Below are 26,967 nucleotides of genomic sequence, written 5' to 3' on the forward strand. Positions count from 1 at the left end.
CACCGCGGCGGCGACGTCCGGGTCGAGCTCGTGCAAGGAGCTGTTGAGAAGCGACATCAGGGTCCCTTGGACGGGTGGCGGGTGGGCAGGTGGTGTCGGTTAGCTGATGAAGGCGGCGTACTCATCGGCGGAGAGCAGGTCCTCCGGCTCGTCGCTCACCTTCACCTTGAACAGCCAGCCGCCCTCGAAGGGGGCGGAGTTCACCAGCGCCGGGTCGTCCACCACATCCTGGTTGACCTCGGTGACCTCTCCGGACACGGGCGCGTACAGGTCGCTGACGGACTTGGTCGACTCCAGCTCGCCGCAGGGTTCGCCCGCGGTCACGGTGTCGCCGACCTCCGGGAGCTGGACGTAGACGACGTCACCGAGTGCGTCGGCGGCGTGCGAGGTGATGCCCACGGTGGACACGCCCTCCTCGGCGGGCGAGATCCACTCGTGCTCCTTGCTGTAGCGCAGCTGCTGGGGGTTGCTCATGACCTGAATTCTCCTGGATGCAAGGGACTGCTCGTGAATGGGGTCTTGACAGGTAAGACGGTTCGGTGTGAGAGGCGCCACGTGGCGGAGCCGCGGACCGGCGCTCAGCGCTGCCGCTTGTAGAAGGGGAGAGCGACGACCTCGTACGGCTCGTGGCTGCCGCGGATGTCCACGGTGATGCCTTCCGTACCCGGCTCGGCGTGGGCGGCGTCGACATACGCGATGGCGAGCGGCTTGCCGAGGGTGGGGGACGGGGCACCGGAGGTGACCTCGCCGATGACCGTGCCGGAGCCGTTCTCCACGACCGGGTAGCCCGCCCGCGGTACCCGGCGGCCGGTGGCGACCAGCCCCACCAGCTTGCGCGGCGGGGCCTCCTCGGCCTGCTTGGCCGCGGCTTCCAGGGCCTCCCGGCCGACGAAGCGGCCGCCGTTCGTCGTCTTGTCGAACTTCACGACCCGGCCGAGGCCCGCGTCGAAGGGGGTGAGCGCGGTGGTCAGCTCGTGCCCGTACAGCGGCATGCCCGCCTCCAGGCGCAGGGTGTCCCGGCAGGACAGACCGCAGGGGACCAGGCCGGCGTCCTTGCCCGCCTCGGTCAGCGCCTGCCACAGCGCTTCAGCGTCGCCCGGGGCGACGAACAGCTCGAAGCCGTCCTCGCCGGTGTAGCCGGTCCGGGCGATGAGTGCGGAGACGCCGGCGACGGTGCCGGGCAGGCCCGCGTAGTACTTCAGCCCGTCCAGATCGGCGTCGGTGACCGACTTCAAGATCCCCGGTGCTTCGGGCCCCTGGACGGCGATCAGTGCGTAGTTGTCGCGGTCGTCCCGGACGGCCGCGTCGAAGCCGCCCTGCCGCCGCTTGATGGCGTCCAGCACCACCTGGGCGTTGGAGGCGTTGGCCACCACCATGAAGTCCTGCTCGGCGAGGCGGTAGACGATCAGGTCGTCGAGGATGCCGCCGGACTCCTCGCAGATCATGGTGTAGCGGGCGCGGCCGACGGCGAGTGCGGAGAGGTTGCCGACCAGTGCGTAGTCGAGCAGCTCACCGGCCTGTGGGCCGGTCACGGTGATCTCGCCCATGTGCGAGAGGTCGAAGAGTCCGGCGCGGGTGCGGACGGCGAGGTGCTCGTCGCGCTCGCTGCCGTAGCGCAGCGGCATGTCCCAGCCCGCGAAGTCGGTCATGGTCGCACCGAGCGCGCGATGGACCGCATCGAGTGCTGTGCGGCGTGGAGCGTCGGTCATGAGGGTCAGGCTCCCGTGGGGTCGATGGCGAGGCGCTGTCGGAAAACACAGCCTCCCCATCTGTCATCGGAACCTGAGAGGTTCGCCACGACCCCGCACGTGAGTGGGTCACGGCTTGCACCTTGGGTGGGACCGCACGTAGCGGCCCGCTTTTCAGATCTGCCTCGCCCGCGCAGTACTGGGGCCTGAGAGATTCAAGGGAGGACTTGCTCCTTCGGCGCCCCGGGCGGCCGACACAGCTGCCGGTCTCCGAGGACTCTCCCGCGCGGGTTTATACGGCCGGTATGGAGTTGGCGGGCTCATCATTGCACGGCCGGGCGGGTATGGGCAGGCCGGTGGCGAGGTATTGAGGTTTACGGCATTACCTTTTCTTGACAGTCTGCTCGGAGGGCCCACGGCGACCTTATGAACGGGGAGGACGATCACGGTGCACTGGCATAGTGCGTGCGCGACGACCGCTGAGGTCGTCGCGCACGGGGGCATTGCCCCAGGTACCTCCCACAGATACGAGCTGTTCCCAGGGGATGCCCCCACCCGGACGAAGTCCGCAGGAGCGATGCCGGCACCGCCGCAGCCGCACGCTTTCACGCCCGGTCGATTCCAGTCCGCGCTCGACCTGCGGGGACCGGACTCCGGGGAGACATCCGCCGACCGTGAGCAGCCCGTACGGCAGCTGCACTACCCGGCCGGTGACGTGGTCGTCGTCTCAGGGCTGCCGGGCAGCGGCAAGAGCACGCTGATGAAGCGGACCGTCGCAGGACGCGACGCCCGCGGCGCCGCCGTACACCGGATCGACTCCCAGGACACCCGGGACCGCTGGGAGCGCCGACTGCCTGCCGCGCTGCCGTACGGGATCTACCGGCCCCTGGTGCGGATCGCGCACTATGCGGGGCTGCGCCGGGCCCTGCGCTCCGGTCGCAGCATCGTCGTACACGACTGCGGCTCGCACGCCTGGGTACGGCGCTGGCTGGCCCGCGACGCGCGGCGCCGCGGGCGCGCGGTGCACCTGGTGCTGCTGGATGTGCCGCCGCGGACGGCCCTGGCCGGTCAGGCCTCCCGTGGGCGCGGGGTCTCCGACTACGCCTTCGGGCGGCACCGCGGTGCGGTGCGACGGCTGGTGGCCGACGTGGAGGGCGGGCGGCTGCCGGATGGCTGCGCATCCGCCGTACTGCTGGACCGCCCGGCTGCCGACGCTTTGCAGGGCATCGGCTTCCGGTAGGCCCCCGCACCGCCCTCCGTGTCAGTCGGCCCAGCTGGTCAGGAGTTCTGCGGCAGCATCAGGGGCGCCGGCAGGGTGGAGGCCTCCTGCATGTTGTCGTCCAGCGGCGGCAGATCCTTGAGCACATCGCCGATGGCGGCGGTGAGGAGGTCCTGGAGGGCTGCCGTGATGGCCTGCACGTCGCCGGAGGAGAGGGCCTCGCGCAGCGCGTCGATCTCTTCGTCGAGATCCTCGGCAGGAACGTCCTCGGAGGTGGATGTGGAGGGGGTGCTCTCGGCGGAGCTGGGTGCGGTGCTGGGGGCCGCGGTGTTCTCGGGCAGGCTCGGTGGGGTGCTGGGGGAGTCGGCGTTTTCAGGCAGGCTGGGTGCGGTGTTGGGGGTGGTGGTGTTCTCGGGGGAGCTGGGTGCGGTGTTGGGGGTGGCGGTGTTCTCGGGGGAGCTGGGTGCGGTGCTGGGGGAGTCGGCGCTTTCAGGCAGGCTGGGTGCGGTGCCGGTGGTGGCGGTCTCGGGCACACTCGGCGCGGTGCTGGGGGATGCGGCGTTCTCAGACAAGCTGGGTCCGGTGCTCGGTGGGGTGTTGTTCTCGGGCAGGCTGGGTCCGGTGCTGGGGGATGCGGCGTTCTCAGCGGCGCTGGTTTCGGCGTTCTCAGCGGCGCTGGTTTCGTTGGCTTCGACGCTGGTCTCAGCGTTGGTGGAGGGCAGGGCCGCGGCGTCCCCGCTGCCGTGCTGATCCTGCTGGGCAGCCTTCGCCCCGGCCAGGGCGGCGGCCTTGAGCAACAGCCCGAGGCTGAGACTTGATGCGTTTGCGAGGTTCGTCCGGTCCGGCTGGACGGCTGTGGAGGTGCTGGACTCGCGGTCGGGCTGCGCAGCGGCGCCCTGTGTCAGCGGCGCGAGCGCCTCCTTGATCGCGTCGATCCGCTGGTCGCTCTCGTCGGCCGAGAGCTTGTTGCCAGGAGCTTCCTTCACGGACTCCAGAAGATCGGTGATGGGCGGCAGGACATTGCCGAAGCGGCCGAGCGTCTCTGTCTGGTCGAGCAGCTGGTCGCTGCCCGGGGCCGGCGCGGCCGGTCCCGAGGCGGGAGGGACGGGGAGCGGCGGGGAGTCGGATGCGCTTACGGAACGAATGGGAGCGTCGGCCATCGCCGGGGCGGCTGCGCCGAGGGTGCCGAACGCCAGGGCGCCACACACGACGGACGAGGCGAGAATGCCGGTCTTCCCTCTTACGGGCATGGAGGGTTTCCCTTCAGTGGTATGAACGGCTTTACCGATCACAGTGCGAAGGAATGGACACGCAGCGCAACTGGTCAACTGCGGAGAGTCGTGGCATGTGGTCGTCGGGAGATGTCCTCGTCTGTCCCGTTGACCAGGCGCTTCGCTGCGGATCGGATGCAACCGGCGGCAACGCTTACGGATGCAGCCGTTAGGGTGCGTGTGCACGTGGTACGAAACGGTGGTGGGGCGCGATGAGCATGGCGGCGGAGCAGCACGGCTACTCCATGCCTTCCGGCGGATTTCCCGGCAATGAACTGGAAGAGGTGCTCGCCGCCTCCCTCGGCGTCGACGGCGCGGGCCCCCGGATCGTCGAGGTGCTCGGCCGCAGCCATGTCTGGGTCCCGCTGCCGAACGGTGGGAGTCCCCACAGCCGCGATCTCGACCTGCCCACGGTCGAGATCCACGGCGCCGCGTACGTCCCGGTGTTCAGCTCCGAGGAGCAGTTCCTGCAGGTCGTCGGCGCCCATATGTCGTACACCATCGCCCCGGCCCGGGAGTTCGCCCGCGGTCTGCCGCCGCAGCTGGGTATCGCGGTCAATCCGGGCGGCGCGGTCGGCGTGCCGCTGCCGCCGTCCGCCGTCGCCGAGCTGTGCCGCGTCGGCCGCACCGAACTCGATGGCGCCGCAAGTGGCGGCCGGGTGCGGCTCTTTGAGCCCGACTGGCAGGAGGAGCCCGTCGACTTTCTCGCCGCGGCCGCCGGCGAGTTCGCCACGACGGGGGTCGTCCGCACCGCGCGCCGGGCCCTGGCCAGTGTGGAGGGCGAGGATCCCTCGCTCTTCATCGGCGTCGAACTGCTCACCCCCTGCGGCCCGAGCGAGCGGACCGTGGTGATGGACGCGCTCGGCCGTGCGCTGGGCGCGGTCCCGGTGCCGTGGCCCGTCCAGCTGGTGCTGCTGGACATCGCCCAGGACCCTGTCGGCGACTGGATGCTGCAGCGCGTGCACCCCTTCCACACCGCGGTGTAACCGACCGGCGCCATGCCAAGGCCCGCGCCGAGGTGCCGCGTCAACTGCGCCACAGTGCGCGCGATAGCCGCCTTCCCGGACTCGTAAGCTGGTTGGATGACCAGCGGGGTGCAGGCCGTACCCCGGAAGGGCCGGGAGGCCGAGAGAGAGGGCGGAGCCAGGTGAGCGCGGGAGGCGGGGCAGAAGCGGCCGGTGCGGTCGAGCACCTGCTGCGGCAGGTGACGCCCGGGCGGTACGACGCCTACGAAGCGCTGCTGCGTGCCCTCGCGGAGGGCGAGCTGTGGATGCTGCTCTGGCACGGCGACCCCGGGGCCCCTGACGCCCAGTACGGAAACATGGAGGTCGACGGGCTGGGCTACGCCCCCTGTGTCACCTCGGCCCAGGAACTCGTCACCAGTGGCTGGAACCGGTCCCACGAGGTCGTCAGCGGCTGGGACATCGCGAACGCCCTTTATCCCGACCGTTGGGGCATTTGGCTCAATCCCCACAGCCCGGGCGGCGGTGTCGGCATCCCCTGGCTCGACCTGCGCCGGATCGCCGTGGGGCTGGACCGGCTGCCCGCGGGCCCGCTGCAGCTGTCCGAACCGTCCATCCAGCTCCCGCAGTTCTACGCCCTGCTCACCCAGAACGCGCACCGTACGCCCGCGGTCCGGTCGCTGCGCCGGGCCTGGGTGCAGCCTGCGGTCGGCGCGCCCTATCTCGCCATCGGTCTCGACCTGTACGACGCCGGCCCGCAGGCCGTGGAGTCGGTGCGCGCCATGATCCAGCAGTCGATCGGCGCCGTGCCGGACGGGCTGCCCGTCTCCAGCGTCGCGATGTCCGATGAGTACGACCCTGTGGCGATGTGGATGCGGGCCAACTCCCGTCCCTTCTTCGACCGGGAGGCCTACGGCGCCGGCGCACCGCCCGCGCCCGCCGTGCCGCCCGCGCACGGCACGCAGGCCCCTGGATACGGCTATCCCCCGCAGTACGGCTGGCAGACCGGACCCGCTCCGCGGCCCTACTGACCGTCCAGTATCCGGGCGTCCGTTTAAGGCGGATATGCCCCTCAATCCACTCCTCATTGACGGCTGTTCAACCGCTCAGCTGGCTTCAGTGTTCGTATAACGGAAATCATCTGACCACATCACAGTTGCGCATCCTTTCCCTGGGGGGACTGGCGGGTGATCGCAAACGAGATGAAGACTCACGTTCGCCGGGCGGTCGGCCCTTTGTGCGATCTGCTGCACATTGTGTGCAATCACCGGCACCGGCCGCGCTTGCCGCAACCTCGCACCACCCGTACGACCAGCACTTGTGATTGAAACAGCCGCTACAGCGGCAGGCACGGGCCGGATACAACCGGCCGAGCCGAGAGGGGTCCCTACCACGATGACGGCACCACTGCACGACACGAGCGCGGCCGAGACCGCGGCCGTCGATGTCGCGGCCGATGTCCCGGCGAAGGCGATCGAAGGCCGCTCGCCGTGGAAGATCGCCTGGGTACGGCTGAAGCGAGACAAGATCGCGCTGGTCGGCGGCGTCGTGGTGCTCTTCCTGATCCTCGTCGCCGTCTTCGCGCCGCTGATCGTCAGTCTCCTGGGGCACCCGCCGAACGACTTCCACGAGGACAAGATCGACCCGCTGTTCGGAACACCCACGGGTTCCTGGGGCGGCATCAGCTCCGACTTCCTCTTCGGGGTGGAGCCGGTCAACGGCCGCGATGTCTTCAGCCGGGTCGTCTACGGCGCCCGCATCTCGCTGCTCGTGGCGTTCCTCGCGGCCGTCTTCGCGGTCGTCCTCGGCACCGTCTTCGGCATCATCGCCGGCTACTTCGGCGGCTGGGTCGACGCGGCCATCAGCCGGGTCATGGACGTGCTGCTCGCCTTCCCGCAGCTGCTGTTCATCATCGCGCTCGTGTCCGTCCTTCCCAACGAGCTGTTCGGGCTCGCCGGAAGCGGGGTGCGCATCGGCGCGCTGATCGTGGTGATCGGCTTCTTCGGCTGGCCGTACGTCGGGCGCATCGTGCGAGGCCAGACGCTCTCCCTCCGGGAGCGCGAGTACGTGGAGGCCGCCCGCAGCCTCGGGGCCGGAGGGATCTACATCCTCTTCCGGGAGCTGCTCCCCAACCTCGTGGCGCCGATCACCGTCTACGCGACGCTGATGATCCCCACGAACGTCCTCACCGAGGCCGCGCTGAGCTTCCTCGGCGCCGGCGTCAAGCCGCCCACCGCCTCTTGGGGCCAGATGCTCTCGAAGGCGGTCAGCACCTACGAGGCCGATCCCATGTTCATGGTGATTCCCGGTATGGCCATCTTCATCACAGTTCTGGCGTTCAACCTGTTCGGTGACGGCGTGCGCGACGCACTGGACCCCAAGGGTGCCCGCTAGGCGCACCAGGGTGCGCCGCTCCACCAACCCCCTGCAGACCGCCCCTGCCGATCCGACAGGAGGCCCCCCAACCGTCGGTCCGGAAGCTTGGACCGCGACCAACCCGGAGGTTGCGAGATCGTGACAACCAACAGTTCATCGAGGCGCAGACTGGCCGCAGGATCGGCGCTCGTCGTTGCGGCCCTGCTCGGCACCGCGGCGTGCGGCGGCGGCAAGGACAACGAGGGCAAAGGCGGTGCCGCCGGTTTCAACGCGGCGGTGAACAAGGTCGCCAACGCTTCTGACAAGAAGGGCGGCACCCTCAAGTTCATCGGCACCCAGGACGCCGACTCGTGGGACCCGCAGCGCGGCTACTACGGCTTCATGTGGGACTTCGCCCGCTACTACACCCGTCAGCTGATCACCTTCAAGCCGGAGCCGGGCGCGGCCAGCACCGAGCTGGTCCCGGACATGGCCACCGACACCGGCAAGGTGTCCGCGGACGGCAAGACGTACACCTTCACGCTGAAGGACGGCCTCACGTGGGAGGACGGCAAGCCCGTCACCTCCAAGGACATCAAGTACGGCATCGAGCGCATCTGGGCGCAGGACGTCATCTCGGGTGGTCCGATCTACCTGCAGCAGGTCCTGGACCCGAAGGGCGAGTACAAGGGCCCGTACAAGGACAAGTCCGCCGACAAGCTGGGCCTGAAGGCCATCGAGACGCCGGACGACAAGACCATCGTCTTCAAGCTGCCGAAGCCCAACGGTGACTTCCTGCAGATGCTGGCCATGCCCTCGGCCACCCCGGTGCGTCAGGACAAGGACACCAAGGCGAAGTACGGCCTGAAGCCGTTCTCCAACGGCCCCTACAAGTGGCAGCAGTACACGCCCAACAAGTCCATCACGCTCATCCGCAACGACAAGTGGGACGCCAAGACGGACCAGGTCCGCAAGGCGCTGCCGGACAAGATCACGGTCAAGCTGACCACCAACGCCGATGACATGGACAACCGGCTGATCGAGGGCGAGTACGACCTCGACATCAACGCCACCGGCGTCGGCCAGGCCGCCCGTGCCAAGGTGCTGCAGCAGCACAAGGAGAACGCGGACAACCCGCAGACCGGCTTCATCCGCTACGCGGTCTTCCCGCAGACGGTCAAGCCGCTCGACAACATAGACTGCCGCAAGGCGATCATCTACGCGGCCGACACCAAGTCGCTGCAGACCGCCCGTGGCGGCCCGCAGGCCGGCGGTGACATCGCCCCCAACATGCTGCCCCCGTCCATCAAGGGCGCGGACGTCAAGGCCGACCCGTACGGCAAGCTCTCCGGCAAGCCGGACATCGCCAAGGCCAAGGCCGCTCTGAAGGCCTGCGGCAAGCCGAACGGCTTCAAGACCCGCATCGCGGTCCGCAACAACAAGCCGATCGAGGTCGCCACCGCCGAGTCGCTCCAGCAGTCGCTGAAGAAGGTCGGCATCGACGCCGACATCGACCAGTACGACGGCGCCCAGACCTCGGGCATCATCGGTTCGCCGAAGGTGGTCAAGCAAAAGGGCTACGGCATCATCATCATGGGCTGGGGTGCCGACTTCCCGTCCGGCCAGGGCTTCCTGCAGCCGCTGGTCGACGGCCGGTTCATCCTCCAGAGCGGTAACAACAACTTCTCCGAGCTGGACGACCCCGCGATCAACAAGCTGTTCGACAAGGCCCTGCTCGAGACCGACCCGGAGAAGGCCGGCGAGATCTACAAGCAGATCAACACGAAGGTGTCGGAGGCCGCGGTCTACCTGCCCTTCACGAACGAGAAGAACATCATCTGGCGCAGCTCCCGCCTGACCAACGTCTACACGGCCGACTCCTACAACGGCCGCTACGACTACGCGTCGCTGGGTGTCGTCAAGTGACCGTCCACACGCTCCACCGGCGCACCCGCCGCTAGGTTCGAAGGGCAGGTGATGGCCGCGAGCGGTGGCCCGGGAACCGTCCGACGGTTCCCGGGCCACCGCCCGGGCCGACTGCATGCTTGCATATCTCATCAGGCGGCTGACCGCCGTCGTTGTGATGCTGCTCGTCGTCACGCTGGTGACGTTCGGCATCTTCTTCCTCATCCCCAAGCTGACCGGCAGTGACCCTGCCGCGATGTTCGTCGGCAAGCAGGCGGACCCGGCAGCCATCGAAGGCGTCCGTCAGAAGCTGGGCCTGGACGAGCCGATCCTGGTGCAGTTCTGGCATTTCATCGTCGGCATCGTGGCCGGGCGCGACTACACCGGCGGCGGCGAGACCATTCACTGCAGTGCCCCCTGCTTCGGCTACTCCTTCCGCACGGAGCAGGAGATCTGGCCGATGCTCGTGGACGCGTTCCCGGTGACGGTCTCGATGATCGCCGGCGCCGTCGTGCTCTGGCTGGTCACCGGTGTCGCGACCGGTGTGCTCTCCGCGCTCAAGCGCGGCACCGCCATCGACCGTGCGGCAATGATCACCGCCCTCGCGGGTGTGTCGCTGCCGATCTACTTCACCGGCCTGATCTCCCTGGCCATCTTCCGTACCCAACTGGGCTGGTTCAACAGCGAGTACGTCCCGCTGGAGGAGAGCGTGACCGGCTGGTTCAGCGGGTTGATCCTCCCCTGGGTCACGCTGGCCTTCCTCTACGCCGCGATGTACGCCCGCCTTACCCGGGCCACGATGCTCGAGGTGCTCGGCGAGGACTACATACGCACCGCGCGGGCCAAGGGTCTGCGGGAACCGGTCGTCCTGGGCAAGCACGCCATGCGGTCCACGATGACCCCGGTCCTCACCATCCTGGGCATGGACCTCGGTGCGCTGGTCGGCGGCGCGATCCTCACCGAGACCACGTTCTCCCTGCACGGTCTGGGGCTCTCCGCCTTCCAGGCGGTCCGGGACCGCGACCTGCCCCTGATCCTCGGCGTCACTCTGATCACGGCCGCCGCCGTGGTCTTGGCCAACCTCGTCGTGGACCTCCTGTACGCCGTGATCGACCCCCGAGTGAGGCTCTCGTGACGGACATCAACAAGACCGGCGCCGTCAACGAGCCCCAGATATCGGCTTCGACGGAGCCCACCGCGTTCCTCGACGTACGCGACCTGAAGATCCACTTCCCGACCGACGACGGCCTCGTCAAGTCCGTCGACGGGCTCTCCTTCCGGCTGGAGAAGGGCAAGACCCTCGGCATCGTGGGCGAGTCCGGCTCCGGCAAGTCGGTGACCTCGCTCGGCGTCATGGGCCTGCACACGGTCGGCCAGTACGGCCGCAGCAAGGCCCGGATCTCCGGCGAGATCTGGCTGAACGGCCAGGAGCTCCTCTCGGCGTCCCCCGACGTCGTGCGCAAGATGCGCGGCCGGGAGATGGCGATGATCTTCCAGGACCCGCTGTCCGCGATGCACCCGTACTACACGGTCGGGCACCAGATCGTGGAGGCGTACCGGGTCCACCACGACGTCGACAAGAAGACCGCCCGCAAGCGGGCAATCGAGATGCTCGACCGCGTCGGCATCCCGCAGCCGGACAAGCGCGTGGACAGCTACCCGCACGAGTTCTCCGGCGGCATGCGCCAGCGCGCGATGATCGCGATGGCGCTGGTCAACAACCCCGAGCTGCTGATCGCCGACGAGCCCACCACCGCCCTGGACGTCACCGTCCAGGCGCAGATCCTCGACCTGATCCGGGATCTGCAGAAGGAGTTCGGCTCCGCGGTCGTGATCATCACCCACGACCTGGGTGTCGTCGCCGAACTGGCCGACGACATCCTGGTGATGTACGGCGGCCGCTGCGTCGAGCGCGGGCCCGCCGAGAAGGTCTTCTACGAGCCCCAGCACCCGTACACCTGGGGCCTGCTGGGCTCCATGCCGCGCATCGACCGCGAGCAGACCGACCGGCTCATCCCGGTCAAGGGCTCGCCGCCCAGCCTGATCAACATCCCGAGCGGCTGCGCCTTCCACCCGCGCTGCCCGTACGCGGACGTGCCCAAGGGCGGGGTGACCCGCACCGAGCGCCCCGAGCTCCGTGAGGTCGGCAGCCGGCACTTCTCCGCCTGCCACATGGCCCAGGAGGACCGGACGCGGATCTGGACCGAAGAGATTGCCCCGAAGCTGTGAGCAACGCAAAGGACGCCACCGTGAAGAAGGACGTGACGGTCCCGGCGCAGGCCACCGCTTCGCCTGAGCCCCTCCTCAAGGTCACCGGCCTGGTCAAGCACTTCCCCATCAAGAAGGGGATCCTGCAGCGGCAGGTCGGTGCGGTGCAGGCCGTGGACGGCCTCGACTTCGACGTGCGGCCGGGGGAGACCCTGGGCGTGGTGGGTGAGTCGGGCTGCGGCAAGTCGACGATGGGCCGGCTGATCACCCGGCTGCTCGAACCGACCGGCGGGAAGATCGAGTTCGAGGGCAAGGACATCACGCACCTGGGCACCGCGCGCATGCGGCCGCTGCGCCGCGACGTCCAGATGATCTTCCAGGACCCGTACTCGTCGCTGAACCCGCGGCACACGGTGGGCACCATCGTGGGCGCGCCGTTCAAGCTGCAGGGCAAGACCCCCGAGGGCGGCATCAAGAAGGAGGTCCAGCGGCTGCTGGAGCTCGTCGGCCTCAATCCCGAGCACTACAACCGCTACCCGCACGAGTTCTCCGGCGGGCAGCGGCAGCGGATCGGCATCGCGCGGGCGCTCGCCCTCAAGCCGAGGCTCGTGGTGGCGGACGAGCCGGTGTCGGCGCTGGACGTGTCGATCCAGGCGCAGGTGGTCAACCTGCTGGACGACCTCCAGGACGAGCTCGGCCTGACGTACGTGATCATCGCGCACGACCTGTCGGTCATCCGGCACGTCTCGGACCGGATCGCGGTGATGTACCTGGGCAAGATCGTGGAGCTGGCGGACCGTACAACGCTCTACGAGTCGCCCATGCACCCGTACACCAAGGCGCTGCTCTCCGCGGTGCCGGTGCCGGACCCCCGGCGCAAGGCCGAGCGCGAGCGCATCCTGCTCAAGGGCGATGTCCCTTCGCCGATCTCGCCGCCGTCCGGCTGCCGCTTCCATACGCGCTGCTGGAAGGCCACGGAGGTGTGCAAGACGCAGGAGCCGCCGCTGGTGGCGCTGAAGACCGGGCATCAGGTGGCCTGCCACCACCCGGAGAACGCTCCCGACCAGGTACCGGCCGACGCCGCGCTGCCCGGGGCGGCGCATGCGGCGGACGTCACGAACGCGGCGGAGGTCTCCAAGGAGGGACCGCAGGAGTAGGACCGGCACAATTGCCGGGTGCTCACCGATCTGTTCACCCCCTCCGTCCAGCACTGGACCGACCTCGTCGGGATCTTCGTCTTCGCGATCTCCGGAGCGCTGCTCGCCGTACGCAAGAACTTCGACGTGTTCGGCATCGCGGTGCTCGCCGAGGCGACCGCGCTGGGCGGAGGGCTGATCCGTGACCTGATCATCGGCGCCGTGCCGCCGGCGGCCTTCACCGACGTCGGGTACTTCACCACCCCCTTGCTCGCGGCCGGCATCGTCTTCTTTCTGCATCCGCACGTGGAGCGGATGACCGGCGCGGTGCTCATCTTCGACGCGGCCGGGCTCGGGCTGTTCTGCGTGGCGGGCACCACCAAGGCGTACGCGTATGGGCTCGCTCTCCCCTTCTCCGCCGTCCTCGGCCTGGTGACGGCCGCGGGCGGCGGTGTGCTGCGGGATGTGCTCGCCAACGAGGTGCCCTCGCTGCTGCGCTGGGACCGTGACCTGTACGCCGTACCGGCCATCGTCGGCGCCGCCATGGTCGCGGTGCTGATCCACTTCCAGTCGCTGAACGGGACCACAGGTGTGCTGGCCGCGGTGGCGGCGTTCGTGATCCGGCTGCTGGCGATGCGCTTCGGCTGGCGCGCCCCCAGAGCCTGGCACCGGCGCTCCTCGGCGACCGAGGAAGTCTGAGTTTCAACCAGACCCTACCCATGGGTAACTTTTACCTGTACGGTGCATCTCATGGCACAGGGCGAGGCGCCGGACACGGCGCAGGCGAGCATCGGGGACAGCGAGTTCGACCGGGACACGGCGGTCGTCCAGCGTGAACCCGGGGTCTACGGCGCCGAACTGTCGGCGGGCTGGACCATCATCCACGCCGTCAACGGCGGCTATCTGCTGGCGATGCTGGGCCGCGCGCTCGGCGACACCCTGCCGCACCGCGATCCCTTCACCATCACGGCGCACTATCTGACCGCCTCCCGGCCGGGGCCCGCCGAGATCCGCACCGAGGTCGTACGCACCGGTCGCACCCTGTCCACCGGCCAGGCCTCCCTCATCCAGCGCGCAGAGGACGGCAGCGAGGTGGAGCGCATCCGCGTCCTCGCCTCGTACGGGGATCTGGACGCCCTCACCGACGACGTCCGTACGTCGGCCAAGCCGCCCGCCATGCCGCCGTACGAGCACTGCCTCGGCTCCGAGCATGCGCCCGAGGGCGGCCGGCCCATCCCCGGCAGCACCGCGATCACCGAACGGCTCAACCTGCGGCTCGACCCGGCGACGGCCGGCTGGGCGGTCGGCGCGCCGAGCGGGCGCGGGGAGATGCGCGCCTGGTTCGGGCTCGCCGACGGGCGCGACCCCGATCCGCTGTCCGTGCTGCTGGCCGTCGATGCGCTGCCGCCGACCGCCTTCGAGCTGGGCCTGAAGGGCTGGGTCCCCACCGTCGAACTCACCGCTCACATCCGCTGCCGGCCGGCTCCTGGGCCGCTGCGGGTCGCGATCACCACCCGCAATCTCGCGGGCGGCTTCCTGGAGGAGGACGCCGAGGTCTGGGACAGTGAGGATCGTCTGGTCGCCCAGTCCCGCCAGTTGGCGCGGGCCCCGCAGGGCTGAGCCGGGTCCCGGCGTAGTCCGCATCGGGGGCGTCGTGGCCGGGTACGCGCGACAGGAGAACGGTAACGCCCGCGGTGACGCCATCGGTCCGATGGCAAGGGGTGATGTCACGGGTGGCCGCTGACGCCCGCGGCTCGCCGCACCGGATCCGGGGGCGCACGTACCCCGCCCTGCGCCCCCGCCCAGCGCCCCCGCCGTGGCTCGTAGAATCGTGCACATCATGGCCTACCTCGACCACGCCGCCACCACCCCGATGATCCCGGAGGCGGTGCAGGCGATGACCGCCCATCTCGCCGCCACCGGAAACGCCTCCTCCCTGCACGCGGCCGGTCGGCGGGCCCGCCGTACGGTCGAGGAGGCCCGCGAATCGCTCGCGGCCGCGCTCGGTGCCCGCCCCAGTGAGGTGGTGTTCACCGGGGGCGGAACAGAGTCCGACAACCTCGCCGTCAAAGGCCTGTACTGGGCCCGCCGGACCGCCGACCCGCGCCGTACGCGCGTGCTGGCCAGCCCCGTGGAGCACCACGCGGTCCTCGACGCCGTGGACTGGCTCGCCGCGCACGAAGGTGCGCGGGTGGAATGGCTGCCGGTGGACGAGTACGGCCGGGTGCATCCCGACGCGCTGCGCGAGGCGATCGCCCGCGACCCCTCGGACGTGGCACTGGTCACCGTGATGTGGGCCAACAACGAGATCGGCACGGTCATGCCGGTCCCCGAACTGGCCGAGGTGGCCCAGGAGTTCGGCATCCCCCTGCACGCGGACGCGGTACAGGCCTTCGGTCAGCTGAAGCTTGACTTCGCCGCCTCCGGAGTGGCCGCGATGACCGTCAGCGGGCACAAGATCGGTGGCCCGTACGGCATCGGAGCGCTGCTGCTGGGCCGTGAGTACGCGCCCGTACCGCTGCTGCACGGGGGCGGGCAGGAGCGGCACGTACGCTCCGGCACCCTCGACGTCCCCGCGATCGCCGCGTTCGCCGTCGCCGGACGGCTGGCCGCCGAGCGCCGCGAGGAGTTCGCCCGGGAGATCGGCGCGCTGCGCGACGAGCTGATCGAGCGGGTCCGGGAGGCCGTGCCCGACGCGATCCTGGGCGGCGACCCCGACCCGGGCGGGCGCCTCCCGGCCAACGCCCACTTCGCCTTCCCCGGCTGCGAGGGCGACTCCCTGCTGCTGCTGCTCGACGCGCAGGGCATCGAGTGCTCGACGGGATCGGCCTGCACGGCCGGCGTCGCCCAGCCGAGCCATGTCGTCCTGGCCACCGGCACGGCCCCCGACCTCGCCCGCGGCACGCTGCGCTTCTCGTTCGGCCATACCTCGACGAAGGCCGATGTCGAGGCCGTGGCCGAGGCGATCGGCCCGGCGGTGGAGCGGGCCCGGACCGCCGGACTCAGCTGAGGGCCGCTACCGAGAGCCGAGGGGATCAGGCCCGGCGTACCAGCCGCAGATAGCGGTCCCAGTCCCACAGCGGCCCGGGATCGGTGTGGTCGGTGCCGGGAACCTCGACATGGCCGATGATGTGCTCGCGGTCCTTGGGTATGCCGTACCGGTCGCAGACCCCTGCGGTCAGCTTCGCCGAGGAGCGGTACATCGCGTCCGTGAAGTATTCCTCGCGGTCGATCCAGCCTTCGTGCTCTATGCCCACACTGCGCAGGTTGTAGAGGAAGTTGCCCGCGTGGTACGCGATATCGAGCTCCCGGACCATCTGCGCGATGTGGCCGTCCGCGGAGCGCACCACGTAATGGGCCGCGGCGCCGTGCCAGGGATCCTGGAACACCTTGAGGGTCGTTGGATAACTCCCCTGTGTGACATGGATGATCACGCGGTCGATGGTGTAGTCGTACGGCCGGCTGGCGCGGCGCGCGTTGGCGGCCGAGGCCGGTATCCACTGAGCACCCCGGTGATCGACCGCGCCGTCCTTGCGCGGTTTCTCATGGCCGGGGAGGCGCCACCACCAGCGGGCGAGCGCGTCCGACCCGAGCAGGCCGGCCGTGCCGAGCCCGGCCACCGCACCGCCGCCGATGAGCAGAGAGCGCCTGCCGATCCCCCGCCGCTCCGGCTTCGTCCGCTGCTGCATGAGCCCCCCGCCCCGTATCCGCCGCCCCTTCGTGATCGATAACGCGTGCGACCGCCGGACGGTTCCCGTCCCTCCCCTTACTCTGGTAGGGCTATGACGATTGACTTCCCGGGCGCCCCTGATCCCCACGCTCCTCGCGACGGACGTCGCCTCCGCGTCCTCGCCGCCATGTCAGGCGGCGTCGACTCCGCGGTCGCGGCCGCCCGCGCGGCGGAAGCGGGGCACGACGTCACCGGCGTACACCTCGCGCTGTCCGCGAACCCGCAGTCCTTCAGGACCGGAGCCCGCGGCTGCTGCACCATCGAGGACTCCCGTGACGCCCGCCGCGCCGCCGACGTCATCGGCATCCCCTTCTACGTCTGGGACCTCGCCGAGCGCTTCCGCCAGGACGTCGTCGAGGACTTCGTCGCCGAGTACGCCGAGGGGCGCACGCCCAACCCGTGCCTGCGCTGCAACGAGAAGATCAAGTTCGCCGCGCTGCTGGACAAGGCCCTCGCCCTGGGCTTCGACGCGGTGTGCACCGGCCACTACGCGAAGATCGTCGTCAAGGAGGACGGCACCCGCGAGCTGCACCGCGCCTCCGACATGGCCAAGGACCAGTCGTACGTCCTCGGTGTGCTCGACGAGCGGCAGCTCGCCCACGCGATGTTCCCGCTGGGCGACACGGTCACCACCAAGGACGAGATCCGGGCCGAGGCGGAGCACCGGGGCCTCGCGGTGGCGAAGAAGCCCGACAGCCACGACATCTGCTTCATCGCCAATGGCGACACCCAGGGCTTCCTCGCGGGGCACCTCGGCACTGCCGAGGGCGACATCGTCGACGAGGACGGCACCAAGCTCGGCACCCACACCGGTGCGTACGGCTTCACGATCGGCCAGCGCAGGGGCCTGCGGCTGGGCGTGCCCGCCCCGGATGGCAAGCCGCGCTACGTCCTGGACATCTCCCCGGTGAACAACACCGTCACCGTCGGCCCGGCCGAGGCCCTCGACGTCACCGGCCTGACCGCGATCAAGCCCCGTTGGTGCGGCACCGCCCCGGCCGGCCCCGGCGCGTACACCGCGCAGCTGCGCGCCCACGGCGGCGAGACGGCGGTCACGGCGGAGCTGGTCGACGGCGCGGAGCTGCGGGTGACCTTCGCCGAGCCGGTGCGGGGCGTGGCCCCCGGCCAGGCGATCGTGCTGTACGACGGCACGCGCGTCGTCGGCTCGGCCACGATCGCCACGACACAGCGGGCGTCGGCCGCCGCCCAGGGCTGATCGACTTCCCGCGGAGCTGTCGGTGACGGCTCGTAGAGTGGCCGCATGGATATCACCGTCTTCTGCTCCGCGGCGGATCTCGACGAGCGATACACCCGTCCCGCCCGCGAATTCGCCAAGCTCATCGGCAAGGGCGGGCACACGCTGGTGTGGGGTGGTTCGGATGCCGGGCTGATGAAGGTCATGGCAGACGGAGTACAGGAGGCCGGAGGGCGACTGGTCGGGATCTCGGTGGAGTTCCTGCAGCACAAGGCCCGTCCGAACGCTGACGAGATGGTGATCGCCAAGGATCTGGCCGAGCGCAAGGCGATGCTGCTGGCCCGCGCCGACGCGATCGTGATCATGGTGGGTGGTACGGGAACGCTGGACGAGGCCACCGAGATCCTGGAGCTGAAGAAGCACGGGCTCCACGCGAAGCCGGCCGTGCTGCTCAACGCGGCGGGGTTCTACGACGGCCTCAAGCAGCAGTTCCTGCGCATGGAGGAAGAGGGCTTCCTTCCGCTCCCGCTCACCGAACTCGTCTTCTTCGCCGAGGACGGAGTCGCGGCGCTGGCATACCTGGAAGAGGCCGTCGGCATCCGATAGGGCGGGCTGCGGCAAGCTGGGGGCATGACTGCACATCTGATCACGGGGGCGGGCTCCGGTATCGGCTACACCGTGGCCCGGCGGCTGGCGGAGCGCGGCGACGAGCTGTGGCTGCTGGCACGGGACGCGGGCCGGGCCAAGGAGCTGTCGGCGCGGTTCCCCGGCGCGCGTACGGTCGTCGGGGACCTGGCCGCACCGGACCGGCTCTCCTGGGCGCTGAGCCAGCAGGCCCTGCCGGACCGGCTTGACTCCCTGCTGCATGTCGCGGGCGTCGTCGATCTGGGCCGCGTCGACGAGTTGACTCCCCAGGTGTGGAACCGGAACCTCGCGGTGAACCTGGTCTCGCCCGCCGAGCTGACCCGGCTGCTGCTGGCCCAACTGCGGCTGGCCCGCGGCCATGTCGTCTTCGTCAACTCCGGCGCCGGGCTGCGGGCGAATCCCGAGTGGGGCGCGTACGCCGCGGGCAAGCACGGTCTGAAGGCCCTCGCGGATGCGCTGCGCCAGGAGGAGGCCGGCAACGGCGTTCGCGTCACCTCCGTCTACCCGGGCCGCACCGCGACCCCGATGCAGGAGAAGGTCCACCAGCAGGAGGGCAAGCAGTACGACCCGGAGCGCTGGATGGCCCCCGAGTCCGTCGCCACGACCATCCTCACCGCCCTGGACCTCCCGCCGGACGCGGAGATCACCGATCTGTCGGTCCGCCCCCGCGGCTGACGGCACTGGTCCGGCCCGCGCACGCCCGGTCTCGTACGCTTCCGGGGTGAGCGAGAAGAAGAGCACCAGCTGGGGCGCGGGCGCGGCGACCGGCGTCGGGTCGATGCCGGGGACGGACGTACGGGAGGCCGTGAAGACCGTCACCGGGTCCTTCGAGACCTTTCCGCATCTGCCGGAGCTGCCCGCGCGGGGCCCCGGGGCGGACATGATCGGGCGGACGGCCGGGCTGCTCGTCGAGATGTACGCGCGCGTGGAGCCCAGCGGGTGGCGGATCGGCGACCGCCCCGGGCGGGACACCCGGCGCGCCCGGTCCTGGCTGCGGGAGGATCTCGACACGCTGGAGGAGTTCACGCAGGGGTATGCGGGGCCCCTCAAGGTGCAGGCCGTCGGCCCGTGGACGCTGGCCGCCGCGCTGGAGCTGAAGAGCGGCGAGGCGATGCTCCAGGACCCCGGGGCCTGCCGGTACCTCGCCGAGTCCCTGACCGAGGGGCTGCGGGAGCACCTGGCCGACGTACGGCGGCGGGTGCCGGGCGCCGACATCGTGCTGCAGCTCGACGAGCCCTCGCTGACCGCCGTACTGCGCGGGCGGGTCAAGACGGCCAGCGGCTACCGGACGTACCGGGCGGTGGACCGGGCCGTCGTCGAGGGCACCCTGCGGCAGGTGATGGCGGTCGCGGACGGCCCGGTGGTGGTGCACTCGTGCGCGCCGGAGGTGCCCTTCTCGCTGCTGCGGCGGGCCGGTGCGGCAGCGGTGTCATTCGATGCCGGACTGCTCACCGAGCGTGACGACGACGCGATCGGTGAGGCCGTGGAGAGCGGCACGAGACTGTTCGCCGGAGTCGTGCCGGGCACAGACTCTCGATTGTCGGACCCGGCCGGTAGCGTCATGGGTGTCAGGACGCTGTGGCGCAGGCTGGGGCTGTCACCGGGGACTCTCGCCGAGTCCGTGGTGGTCACTCCGGCGTGCGGGCTCGCGGGCGCTTCGCCCACGTACGCGCGTGCCGCGCTGGCCCACTGCGTCCGGGCGGCGAGATCGCTCGCTGACAACCCTGAGTGACGGAAGGACGAAACGGTGGCTGGCGAACAGCAGGCAGCAGTGCCCGCCGAGGCGCGGGAGCGGCACGCCCGGCTCGCTGAGCAGGTCGAGGAGCACCGCTTCCGGTACTACGTGAAGGACGCCCCCGTCATCAGCGACGCGGAGTTCGACCAGCTGCTGCGGTCGCTGGAGGAGCTGGAGGAGCAGTACCCGGAGCTGCGTACCCCCGACTCGCCCACCCAGAAGGTCGCCGGGTACTACCAAACCGAATTCACGGCGGTCGAGCACCGCGAGCGGATGCTGAGCCTGGACAACGCCTTCGCCGAGGAGGAGCTGACCGCCTGGGCGGACCGTATCGCCAGGGAGCTCGGCTCGACGCCGTACCACTTCCTGTGCGAGCTGAAGGTCGACGGGCTCGCGGTGAACCTGACGTACGAGCACGGGCGGCTCACCCGCGCCGCGACCCGCGGCGATGGCCGGACCGGCGAGGACATCACGCCCAACGTCCGTACGATCGCCGAGATCCCGGACCGGCTGAAGGGGGACCGGGTCCCGGACCTGGTGGAGGTCCGCGGCGAGGTCTACTTCCCGATGGAGCGGTTCGAGGAGCTGAACGCGCGGCTGGTGGAGGCGGGCAAGCCGCCGTTCGCCAACCCGCGCAACGCGGCGGCCGGTTCGCTGCGCCAGAAGGATCCCCGGGTCACCGCCTCCCGCCCGCTGCACATGGTGGTGCACGGCATCGGTGCTCGCGAAGGCTTCACCATCGACCGCCTGTCGCAGGCCTATGAGCTGCTGGGCGCGTGGGGCCTGCCCGTCGCCAAGCACTGCACCGTGGTCGACTCCCTGGAGGGGGTGCGTGAGTTCATCGCCTACTACGGCGAGAACCGCCACTCCGTGGAGCACGAGATCGACGGCGTCGTCGTCAAGATCGACGAGATCCCGCTGCAGGGCCGGCTGGGCTCCACCTCCCGGGCCCCGCGCTGGGCGATCGCGTGGAAGTACGCGCCCGAGGAGGTCAATACCAAGCTGGTGGACATCCGGGTGAGCGTCGGCCGTACGGGACGGGCGACACCGTACGCCGTGGTGGAGCCGGTCAAGGTGGCCGGATCCGAGGTCGAGTTCGCGACCCTGCACAACCAGGACGTGGTCAAGGCCAAGGGCGTGCTCATCGGAGACACCGTCGTGCTGCGCAAGGCGGGTGATGTGATCCCGGAGATCCTCGGTCCGGTCGTCGACCTGCGGGACGGCACCGAGCGCGAGTTCGTGATGCCGGCCGAGTGCCCGGACTGCGGCAGCCCGCTGCAGCCCATGAAGGAGGGCGACGTCGATCTGCGCTGCCCCAACTCCCGGTACTGCCCGGCCCAGTTGCGTGAGCGGATCTACTACCTTGCAGGCCGCAAGTGCCTGGACATCGAGAACTTCGGCTATGTGGCGGCCGCCGCGCTCACCCAGCCGCTGGAGCCGTCCGAGCCGCCGCTGAAGGACGAGGGTGATCTGTTCGACCTGACGGTGGAGCAGCTGCTGCCCATCAAGTCCTACGTCCTCGACCCGGACAGCGGCCTGCCCAAGCGGGACCCGAAGACGGGCAAGGAGAAGGTCGTCACCTTCTTCGCCAACCAGAAGGGCGAGCCGAAGAAGAACACCCTCGCCATGCTGGACAACATCGCGGCGGCCAAGCAGCGGCCGCTCGCCCGGATCATCGCCGGCCTGTCGATCCGGCACGTGGGACCGGTCGCGGCAGAGGCGCTGGCCCGCGAGTTCCGCTCACTGGACCGGATCCAGGCCGCCTCCGAGGAGGAGCTGGCAGCCGTGGAGGGCGTCGGCCCGACGATCGCCGCCTCGCTCAAGCAGTGGTTCGAGGAGGACTGGCACCGCGAGATCATCGAGAAGTGGCGGCGCGCCGGGGTGCGGATGGAGGAGGCCGGCGGCGAGGAGCAGGGGCCCCGGCCGCTGGAGGGGCTCACCGTCGTCGTCACCGGCACGCTGCAGTCGCACACCAGAGATGGCGCAAAAGAGGCGCTGCAGAGCCGCGGAGCGAAGGTAACCGGTTCCGTTTCGAAGAAGACTGACTTTGTTGTCGTAGGTGACAACCCTGGATCGAAGTACGACAAGGCAGTCCAGTTGAAGGTGCCGGTGCTCGACGAAGACGGCTTCGCGGTGCTGCTCGAGCATGGGGCGGACGCCGCGCGGGAAGCTGCCGCCGTGTCACCCGAATAGCCGTCAGCTCCCACTCGATCGGCGCATATCAGACGGTTGCGGATGCCCAGGTCGCATTCGGGCAACCGCTGCGGATCGCTGCCCCTAGCAGCCTTTTGCGGCCTACTGTTGAGAGCGTGCGCCTGCCGTGCACGGCCGCGTGGTGGGAACTCGGACGTGGTGGCATCGGATCAGGCCATCGCGACATGGCGTGGGCACCGCCGGCTGTGAGAGGGACGGGCATGAAACCGACCGAGAGCGCCGATCCGGCGTCACGGCTGCGCTGGTTCACGGGCTTTGTCTCCCACGAGGTACGGAGACGGCCCGCCGGACCGAAGCGGAACTCCGCCCTGCCGATCGCCGCTGTCGCCGTCGCCGGACTTGCCCTGGCCACCGGCGCCTTCCAGATCGTCAGCGACGGCCGCGCGTTCTTTCCGAACGCCACCACGGGATGGTCGCTGGCCATCCTCACCGGCATGATCGTGGGCCATCTGGTCGCGCTCGGCCGTGACCGCTGGTGGGGCGGCCCCGGGTCCGGGGCCGCCCTCACCCTGGCCGTGCTGCTGCTCTACGGCTGGGTGCCCGCCGCGCTGGTCAGCCTCGCCGTGGTGGTGCTCGTGGGCGCCGCCCGGCGGAACCGCTGGTGGCGGGGGGTGCTGCACGGGGCGGTGGACATCCCCGGAATCGGCGCGGCGGCGCTCGTCCTCGCGGCGTTCGGCACCGTACCGTCCATCGAACACCCCTGGCGGCCCGGGACCTGGGACCTCTTCGTACTGCCCGAGGTCCTGCTCGCCGCCTTAGGGTATCTCGGGGTCACCCGCGCCCTGCTGTGGTTCCTGGTGGCCCCGCGCACCGGCCGGCTGCCGACCATCGCCCGAACGGCCCTGGCCCGGCAGGCCCTTGTAGCGGTTGCGCTGCTCGGGATCGCGCCGCTCATCTGCGCGGTGGCCGCGTACATGCCCGTACTGCTCCCGCTGTTCGCGGTGCCGCTGATCGCCCTCGACTCCACCCTGTGGATCGCCCGTGCGCGGGCCGAGGAGCAGCTGCGCGACCCGCTGACCGGTCTGCCGAACCGTCAGTGGCTGCTCGAACGCACCTGGACCGCGCTGGACGAGGCGGAGCGGATCGGGGCGCGCTCGGCTCTGCTGTTGATCGATCTCGACCGGTTCCGCTCGGTCAATGACACGCTCGGGCATCTGGCGGGCGACCGGCTGCTGCTCCAGATCGCCGAGCGGCTGCGGGTCGCGCTGCCGCGCGGCGCCGAGGCCGCGCGGCTCGGCGGCGACGAGTTCGCCGTCCTGCTGCCCGTGGCCGACTCCACGACCAGTGCGCAGCGCGTGGCCCGGCAGCTGGTCGCGGCGCTCGGCTCGCCGCTCGACCTCGACGGCCTCACCCTCGTCCTGGAAGCCAGCGCCGGCCTCGCGGTCTTCCCCGACCACGCGGTGGACGCGGAGGGGCTGCTGCGGCGTGCGGACGTGGCGATGTACCAGGCCAAGCGGGACCGCAGCGGTGTCGAGGTGTACGAGGCCAGGCGGGACGGCAACACTCCTGACCGGCTGGGCCTGCTCGCCGATCTGCGGCGCGCGCTGGACGCGGGTGAGGTCGAGCTGCACTACCAGCCGAAGGTCGGCTTCGACGGCCGCGTCGCCGGGCTGGAGGCGCTCGTACGGTGGGTGCACCCGGAGCGGGGGCGGGTGAGCCCCGATGAGTTCATCGCCATCGCCGAATCGTCCGGACTGATGCCGCAGCTGACCGAGTACGTGCTGGAGGCCGCGCTCAGTCAAGTCGCCCGCTGGCGGGCGGCGGGCCTGGAGGTCCCGGTCGCGGTGAACGTCTCGCCGCGTGATGTGCACACCCCCGGGTTCGCGGGGGCGGTCGCCGCCCGGCTGGCCCGGCACGGGGTCCCGCCCGGGGCGCTGCAGCTGGAGATAACGGAACACGTGCTGCTGGAGGACCCGCAGCGCGCCGCGGACACCATGGCCGGGCTGACGGGCCACGGGGTGAAGATGTCGCTCGACGACTTCGGTACGGGCTACTCGTCGCTGGTGCATCTGCGGCGGCTGCCGGTGAGCGAACTCAAGATCGACCGGTCGTTCGTGGCCCGGCTCGCGGTCGACGCGGTGGATGCGGAGATCGTCCGCTGCACGGTGGACCTGGCGCACTCGCTGGGGCTGCTGGTCGTCGCGGAGGGCGTCGAGGACGACGAGACCTGGGAGCGGCTGCGGGACCTGGGCTGCGACGCGGTGCAGGGGTGGCTCGTCGCGGCGGCGATGCCGCCGGAGGAGACGATGGCGTGGCTGCAGCTGCGGGGGAAGCACGGCTGGCACCGCGAGCCGCGGGCGAACCCGGATCCCGCCGCGATCAAGAAGGCCGACAGCCCTTCCGGCCAACCGGTGAACTAGTGCCGCGTCAGCCAGGGTTTGCCCGGTAGCGAGGTGACCTGGTGCGGTCAGCTGCAAGGCGCCGGATCGGCCTCGTGGTGGGCCTACTCGGTCGATCGGGCAACGCAGCAGATGGCCGTGCCAGGGCGGCGAGCGGGGCAAACCCTGGCTGACGCGGCACTGGCCACAAGGCCGGCGCACGCGGTCCTGCCCCGCCACAGAGGGGCTGCCCGTACATCCTTTTCGGCTGCCCGCCCGCTCCGCGTTTGGGGGCGGGCGGGAGAAGTGCCCCGGCCCGAGCGCCGAAAGCGGGCATCCGGGCCGAGCCCGGTGGTCGCTTCCACGCGGGCGCGCCGCTGCGCAGAATGGCTGCTCGCTCTGCCGCCCCTTGGGGCCGGGCAGGCGGGAAAAGTGCCCGGCGCGGAGCGCTGGGCAGGGGGGCAGCGGGCCGAGCCCGGTGGCCACGTATTCCACAGCGGGGAGGCGTTTTCGCGGGGAACGAGCCGCGAGCCATAGGATTGGGCCCGAAACCTACACACTCACCCTTGAGGATCGCTGCATGCCTGGCATCACGCGCGAGGAGGTCGCCCACCTCGCTCGGCTGTCACGAATGGAGCTGACCGACGAAGAGCTCGACCACTTCGCCGAACAGCTCGACGTGATCATCGGCGCGGTCGCCCGCGTTTCCGATGTGGCCGACGAGGACGTCCCCCCGACCTCCCACCCGCTGCCGCTGACCAACATCATGCGGGCGGACGAGGTCCGTCCGTCTCTGACCCCCGAGCAGGCCCTGTCCGGGGCCCCGGCGCAGGAGCAGCAGCGTTTCAAGGTGCCGCAGATCCTGGGGGAGGAGTGAACCGCATGGCCGATCTGATCAAGCTCACCGCCGCTGAGCTCGCGGCGAAGATCGCCTCCGGCGAGGTCACGGCCGTAGAGGTCGCCGAGGCCCACCTGGCCCGTATCGAGGCCGTCGACGAGAAGGTTCGCGCCTTCCTCCACATCGACCGGGAGGGCGCCCTCGCGCAGGCCCGCGCCGTCGACGCCAAGCGTGAGCGCGGCGAGAAGCTGGGCCCGCTCGCGGGTGTGCCGCTCGCGCTCAAGGACGTCTTCACCACCGAGGGCGTCCCGACCACCTGCGGTTCGAAGATCCTCGAGGGCTGGATCCCGCCGTACGACGCCACGCTCACCAAGAAGCTGAAGGCAGCGGACGTCGTCGTTCTCGGCAAGACCAACATGGACGAGTTCGCCATGGGGTCCTCCACCGAGAACAGCGCCTACGGCCCCACCGGCAACCCCTGGGACCTCACCCGTATCCCCGGCGGCTCCGGCGGCGGCTCCGCCGCGGCGCTCGCCTCCTTCGAAGCACCGCTGGCCATCGGCACCGACACCGGCGGCTCGATCCGCCAGCCGGGCGCGGTCACCGGCACCGTCGGCGTCAAGCCGACCTACGGCGGCGTCTCCCGCTTCGGCCTGGTCGCCTTCTCCTCCTCCCTCGACCAGGGCGGGCCCTGCGCCCGTACGGTCCTGGACGCCGCGCTGCTCCACGAGATCATCGCCGGGCACGACCCGCTCGACTCGACCTCCATCGACGCCCCGGTCCCGCCGGTCGTCGAGGCCGCCCGCAACGGCAACGTCAAGGGCATGCGTATCGGCGTGGTCAAGGAGTTCGCCGGCGAGGGCTACCAGGCCGGCGTCATGCAGCGCTTCAACGAGTCCGTGGAGCTGCTGCGCGAGCTGGGTGCCGAGGTCGTCGAGATCTCCTGCCCCTCCTTCGACCGGGCGCTGGCCGCGTACTACCTGATCGCCCCGTCCGAGTGCTCCTCGAACCTCGCCCGCTTCGACGGCCTGCGCTACGGCCTGCGGGTCGGTGACGACGGCACGCGCTCGGCGGAGGAGGTCACGGCCAAGACCCGGGCGGCCGGCTTCGGCCCCGAGGTCAAGCGCCGCATCATGCTCGGCACCTACGCGCTCAGCTCCGGCTACTACGACGCCTACTACGGCTCCGCGCAGAAGGTCCGTACGCTGATCAAGCGCGACTTCGAGAAGGCCTTCGAGCAGGTCGACGTGCTGGTCTCGCCGACCACCCCGACCACCGCCTTCCCGATCGGCGAGCGTGTCGACGACCCGATGGCGATGTACCTCGCCGACCTGTGCACCATCCCGTCCAACCTGGCCGGCAACGCCGCGATGTCGCTGCCCGTCGGCCTGGCTCCGGAGGACGGGCTCCCGGTGGGGCTGCAGATCATCGCCCCCGCCTTGGCCGATGACCGGCTCTACCGGGTGGGCGCAGCGGTCGAGGCCGCCCTCACCGCCCGCTGGGGTCACCCGCTGCTGGAGGAGGCGCCGGCACTGTGAGCGTCGCACG

23 protein-coding genes and 2 riboswitches are annotated in these 26,967 nt (G+C 70.3%); of the genes, 19 read left to right on the forward strand and 4 right to left on the reverse strand.

Annotation, left to right across the window (positions count from 1 at the left end; all coding sequences use genetic code 11):
* Nucleotides 1–99 precede the first annotated feature (99 nt).
* Entirely contained in the window at nt 100–474 is a 375-nt protein-coding gene (gene gcvH / locus ACY34J_RS19695; RefSeq protein WP_462727799.1) for a glycine cleavage system protein GcvH, read from the reverse strand.
* Between the two features lie 104 nt (nt 475–578).
* Nucleotides 579–1,709, reverse strand: coding sequence for a glycine cleavage system aminomethyltransferase GcvT (gene gcvT / locus ACY34J_RS19700; RefSeq protein WP_462727800.1), 1,131 nt, complete (start codon nt 1,707–1,709; stop codon nt 579–581).
* Nucleotides 1,710–1,759: 50 nt separating this feature from the next.
* Nucleotides 1,760–1,872, reverse strand: a riboswitch (glycine riboswitch).
* Nucleotides 1,873–1,983: riboswitch (glycine riboswitch) on the reverse strand. It abuts the riboswitch before it with no gap.
* A gap of 282 nt (nt 1,984–2,265) precedes the next feature.
* On the opposite strand from gcvT, the gene ACY34J_RS19705 reads away from it, so the two are divergent.
* Nucleotides 2,266–2,928 (forward strand): AAA family ATPase, encoded by a 663-nt coding sequence (locus ACY34J_RS19705; protein WP_462727801.1) that lies wholly within the window; start codon nt 2,266–2,268, stop codon nt 2,926–2,928.
* A 38-nt stretch (nt 2,929–2,966) separates the two neighbouring features.
* Here the strand turns inward: ACY34J_RS19705 and ACY34J_RS19710 are convergent, their stop codons facing one another.
* Entirely contained in the window at nt 2,967–4,157 is a 1,191-nt protein-coding gene (locus tag ACY34J_RS19710; protein ID WP_462727802.1) for a hypothetical protein, read from the reverse strand.
* A 233-nt stretch (nt 4,158–4,390) separates the two neighbouring features.
* On the opposite strand from ACY34J_RS19710, the gene ACY34J_RS19715 reads away from it, so the two are divergent.
* The 10 genes from ACY34J_RS19715 to ACY34J_RS19760 all read left to right on the forward strand — a co-directional run bounded on the left by ACY34J_RS19715 (nt 4,391) and on the right by ACY34J_RS19760 (nt 15,754).
* A complete protein-coding gene (locus ACY34J_RS19715; RefSeq protein ID WP_462727803.1) occupies nt 4,391–5,164 on the forward strand; it encodes an enhanced serine sensitivity protein SseB in 774 nt (257 codons plus the stop codon).
* A gap of 161 nt (nt 5,165–5,325) precedes the next feature.
* Nucleotides 5,326–6,171 carry an enhanced serine sensitivity protein SseB C-terminal domain-containing protein gene (locus tag ACY34J_RS19720; protein WP_462727804.1) on the forward strand — a complete coding sequence of 282 codons (846 nt, stop codon included), beginning with the start codon at nt 5,326–5,328 and terminating at the stop codon, nt 6,169–6,171.
* A 364-nt stretch (nt 6,172–6,535) separates the two neighbouring features.
* Nucleotides 6,536–7,534 (forward strand): ABC transporter permease, encoded by a 999-nt coding sequence (locus ACY34J_RS19725; protein WP_462727805.1) that lies wholly within the window; start codon nt 6,536–6,538, stop codon nt 7,532–7,534.
* 120 nt (nt 7,535–7,654) lie between these two features.
* Nucleotides 7,655–9,421, forward strand: coding sequence for an ABC transporter substrate-binding protein (locus ACY34J_RS19730; RefSeq protein WP_462727806.1), 1,767 nt, complete (start codon nt 7,655–7,657; stop codon nt 9,419–9,421).
* Between the two features lie 115 nt (nt 9,422–9,536).
* Nucleotides 9,537–10,535 (forward strand): ABC transporter permease, encoded by a 999-nt coding sequence (locus ACY34J_RS19735; protein ID WP_462727807.1) that lies wholly within the window; start codon nt 9,537–9,539, stop codon nt 10,533–10,535.
* A complete protein-coding gene (locus ACY34J_RS19740; RefSeq protein WP_462727808.1) occupies nt 10,532–11,629 on the forward strand; it encodes an ABC transporter ATP-binding protein in 1,098 nt (365 codons plus the stop codon). Before ACY34J_RS19735 ends, ACY34J_RS19740 begins: the two co-directional genes overlap by 4 nt.
* A gap of 32 nt (nt 11,630–11,661) precedes the next feature.
* Nucleotides 11,662–12,765 carry an ABC transporter ATP-binding protein gene (locus ACY34J_RS19745; RefSeq protein WP_462727848.1) on the forward strand — a complete coding sequence of 368 codons (1,104 nt, stop codon included), beginning with the start codon at nt 11,662–11,664 and terminating at the stop codon, nt 12,763–12,765.
* 18 nt (nt 12,766–12,783) lie between these two features.
* Nucleotides 12,784–13,443 (forward strand): trimeric intracellular cation channel family protein, encoded by a 660-nt coding sequence (locus ACY34J_RS19750; protein ID WP_462727809.1) that lies wholly within the window; start codon nt 12,784–12,786, stop codon nt 13,441–13,443.
* Nucleotides 13,444–13,494: 51 nt separating this feature from the next.
* Nucleotides 13,495–14,364 (forward strand): thioesterase family protein, encoded by an 870-nt coding sequence (locus ACY34J_RS19755; protein WP_462727810.1) that lies wholly within the window; start codon nt 13,495–13,497, stop codon nt 14,362–14,364.
* 220 nt (nt 14,365–14,584) lie between these two features.
* Entirely contained in the window at nt 14,585–15,754 is a 1,170-nt protein-coding gene (locus ACY34J_RS19760; protein ID WP_462727849.1) for a cysteine desulfurase family protein, read from the forward strand.
* Nucleotides 15,755–15,779: 25 nt separating this feature from the next.
* Here ACY34J_RS19760 and ACY34J_RS19765 read toward each other — a convergent pair whose 3' ends face one another.
* Complete coding sequence (locus ACY34J_RS19765) at nt 15,780–16,433, reverse strand: N-acetylmuramoyl-L-alanine amidase (protein ID WP_462727811.1); 654 nt, start codon at nt 16,431–16,433, stop codon at nt 15,780–15,782.
* A gap of 93 nt (nt 16,434–16,526) precedes the next feature.
* Here ACY34J_RS19765 and mnmA point away from each other — a divergent pair, with 93 nt between their 5' ends.
* The 8 genes from mnmA to gatA all read left to right on the forward strand — a co-directional run bounded on the left by mnmA (nt 16,527) and on the right by gatA (nt 26,957).
* Nucleotides 16,527–17,690, forward strand: coding sequence for a tRNA 2-thiouridine(34) synthase MnmA (gene mnmA / locus ACY34J_RS19770; protein ID WP_462727812.1), 1,164 nt, complete (start codon nt 16,527–16,529; stop codon nt 17,688–17,690).
* A 45-nt stretch (nt 17,691–17,735) separates the two neighbouring features.
* Nucleotides 17,736–18,275, forward strand: coding sequence for an LOG family protein (locus ACY34J_RS19775; protein WP_462727813.1), 540 nt, complete (start codon nt 17,736–17,738; stop codon nt 18,273–18,275).
* Between the two features lie 24 nt (nt 18,276–18,299).
* The gene (locus ACY34J_RS19780) at nt 18,300–18,989 is read left to right on the forward strand and encodes an SDR family oxidoreductase (protein WP_462727814.1); all 690 of its coding nucleotides are present in this window, start codon (nt 18,300–18,302) and stop codon (nt 18,987–18,989) included.
* Nucleotides 18,990–19,035: 46 nt separating this feature from the next.
* Nucleotides 19,036–20,046 (forward strand): methionine synthase, encoded by a 1,011-nt coding sequence (locus ACY34J_RS19785; RefSeq protein WP_462727815.1) that lies wholly within the window; start codon nt 19,036–19,038, stop codon nt 20,044–20,046.
* A 15-nt stretch (nt 20,047–20,061) separates the two neighbouring features.
* On the forward strand, nt 20,062–22,242 hold the full coding sequence (gene ligA, locus ACY34J_RS19790) for an NAD-dependent DNA ligase LigA (RefSeq protein ID WP_462727816.1): 2,181 nt from the start codon (nt 20,062–20,064) through the stop codon (nt 22,240–22,242).
* Between the two features lie 221 nt (nt 22,243–22,463).
* Nucleotides 22,464–24,623, forward strand: a complete 2,160-nt coding sequence (locus ACY34J_RS19795) for a putative bifunctional diguanylate cyclase/phosphodiesterase (RefSeq protein ID WP_462727817.1) — start codon at nt 22,464–22,466, stop codon at nt 24,621–24,623.
* Nucleotides 24,624–25,161: 538 nt separating this feature from the next.
* Nucleotides 25,162–25,458, forward strand: a complete 297-nt coding sequence (gene gatC, locus ACY34J_RS19800; RefSeq protein ID WP_462727818.1) for an Asp-tRNA(Asn)/Glu-tRNA(Gln) amidotransferase subunit GatC — start codon at nt 25,162–25,164, stop codon at nt 25,456–25,458.
* Nucleotides 25,459–25,463: 5 nt separating this feature from the next.
* Complete coding sequence (gene gatA, locus ACY34J_RS19805; RefSeq protein ID WP_462727819.1) at nt 25,464–26,957, forward strand: Asp-tRNA(Asn)/Glu-tRNA(Gln) amidotransferase subunit GatA; 1,494 nt, start codon at nt 25,464–25,466, stop codon at nt 26,955–26,957.
* Nucleotides 26,958–26,967 lie beyond the last annotated feature (10 nt).

It is taken from the genome of Streptomyces sp. HSS9-12 (genome assembly GCF_054963655.1).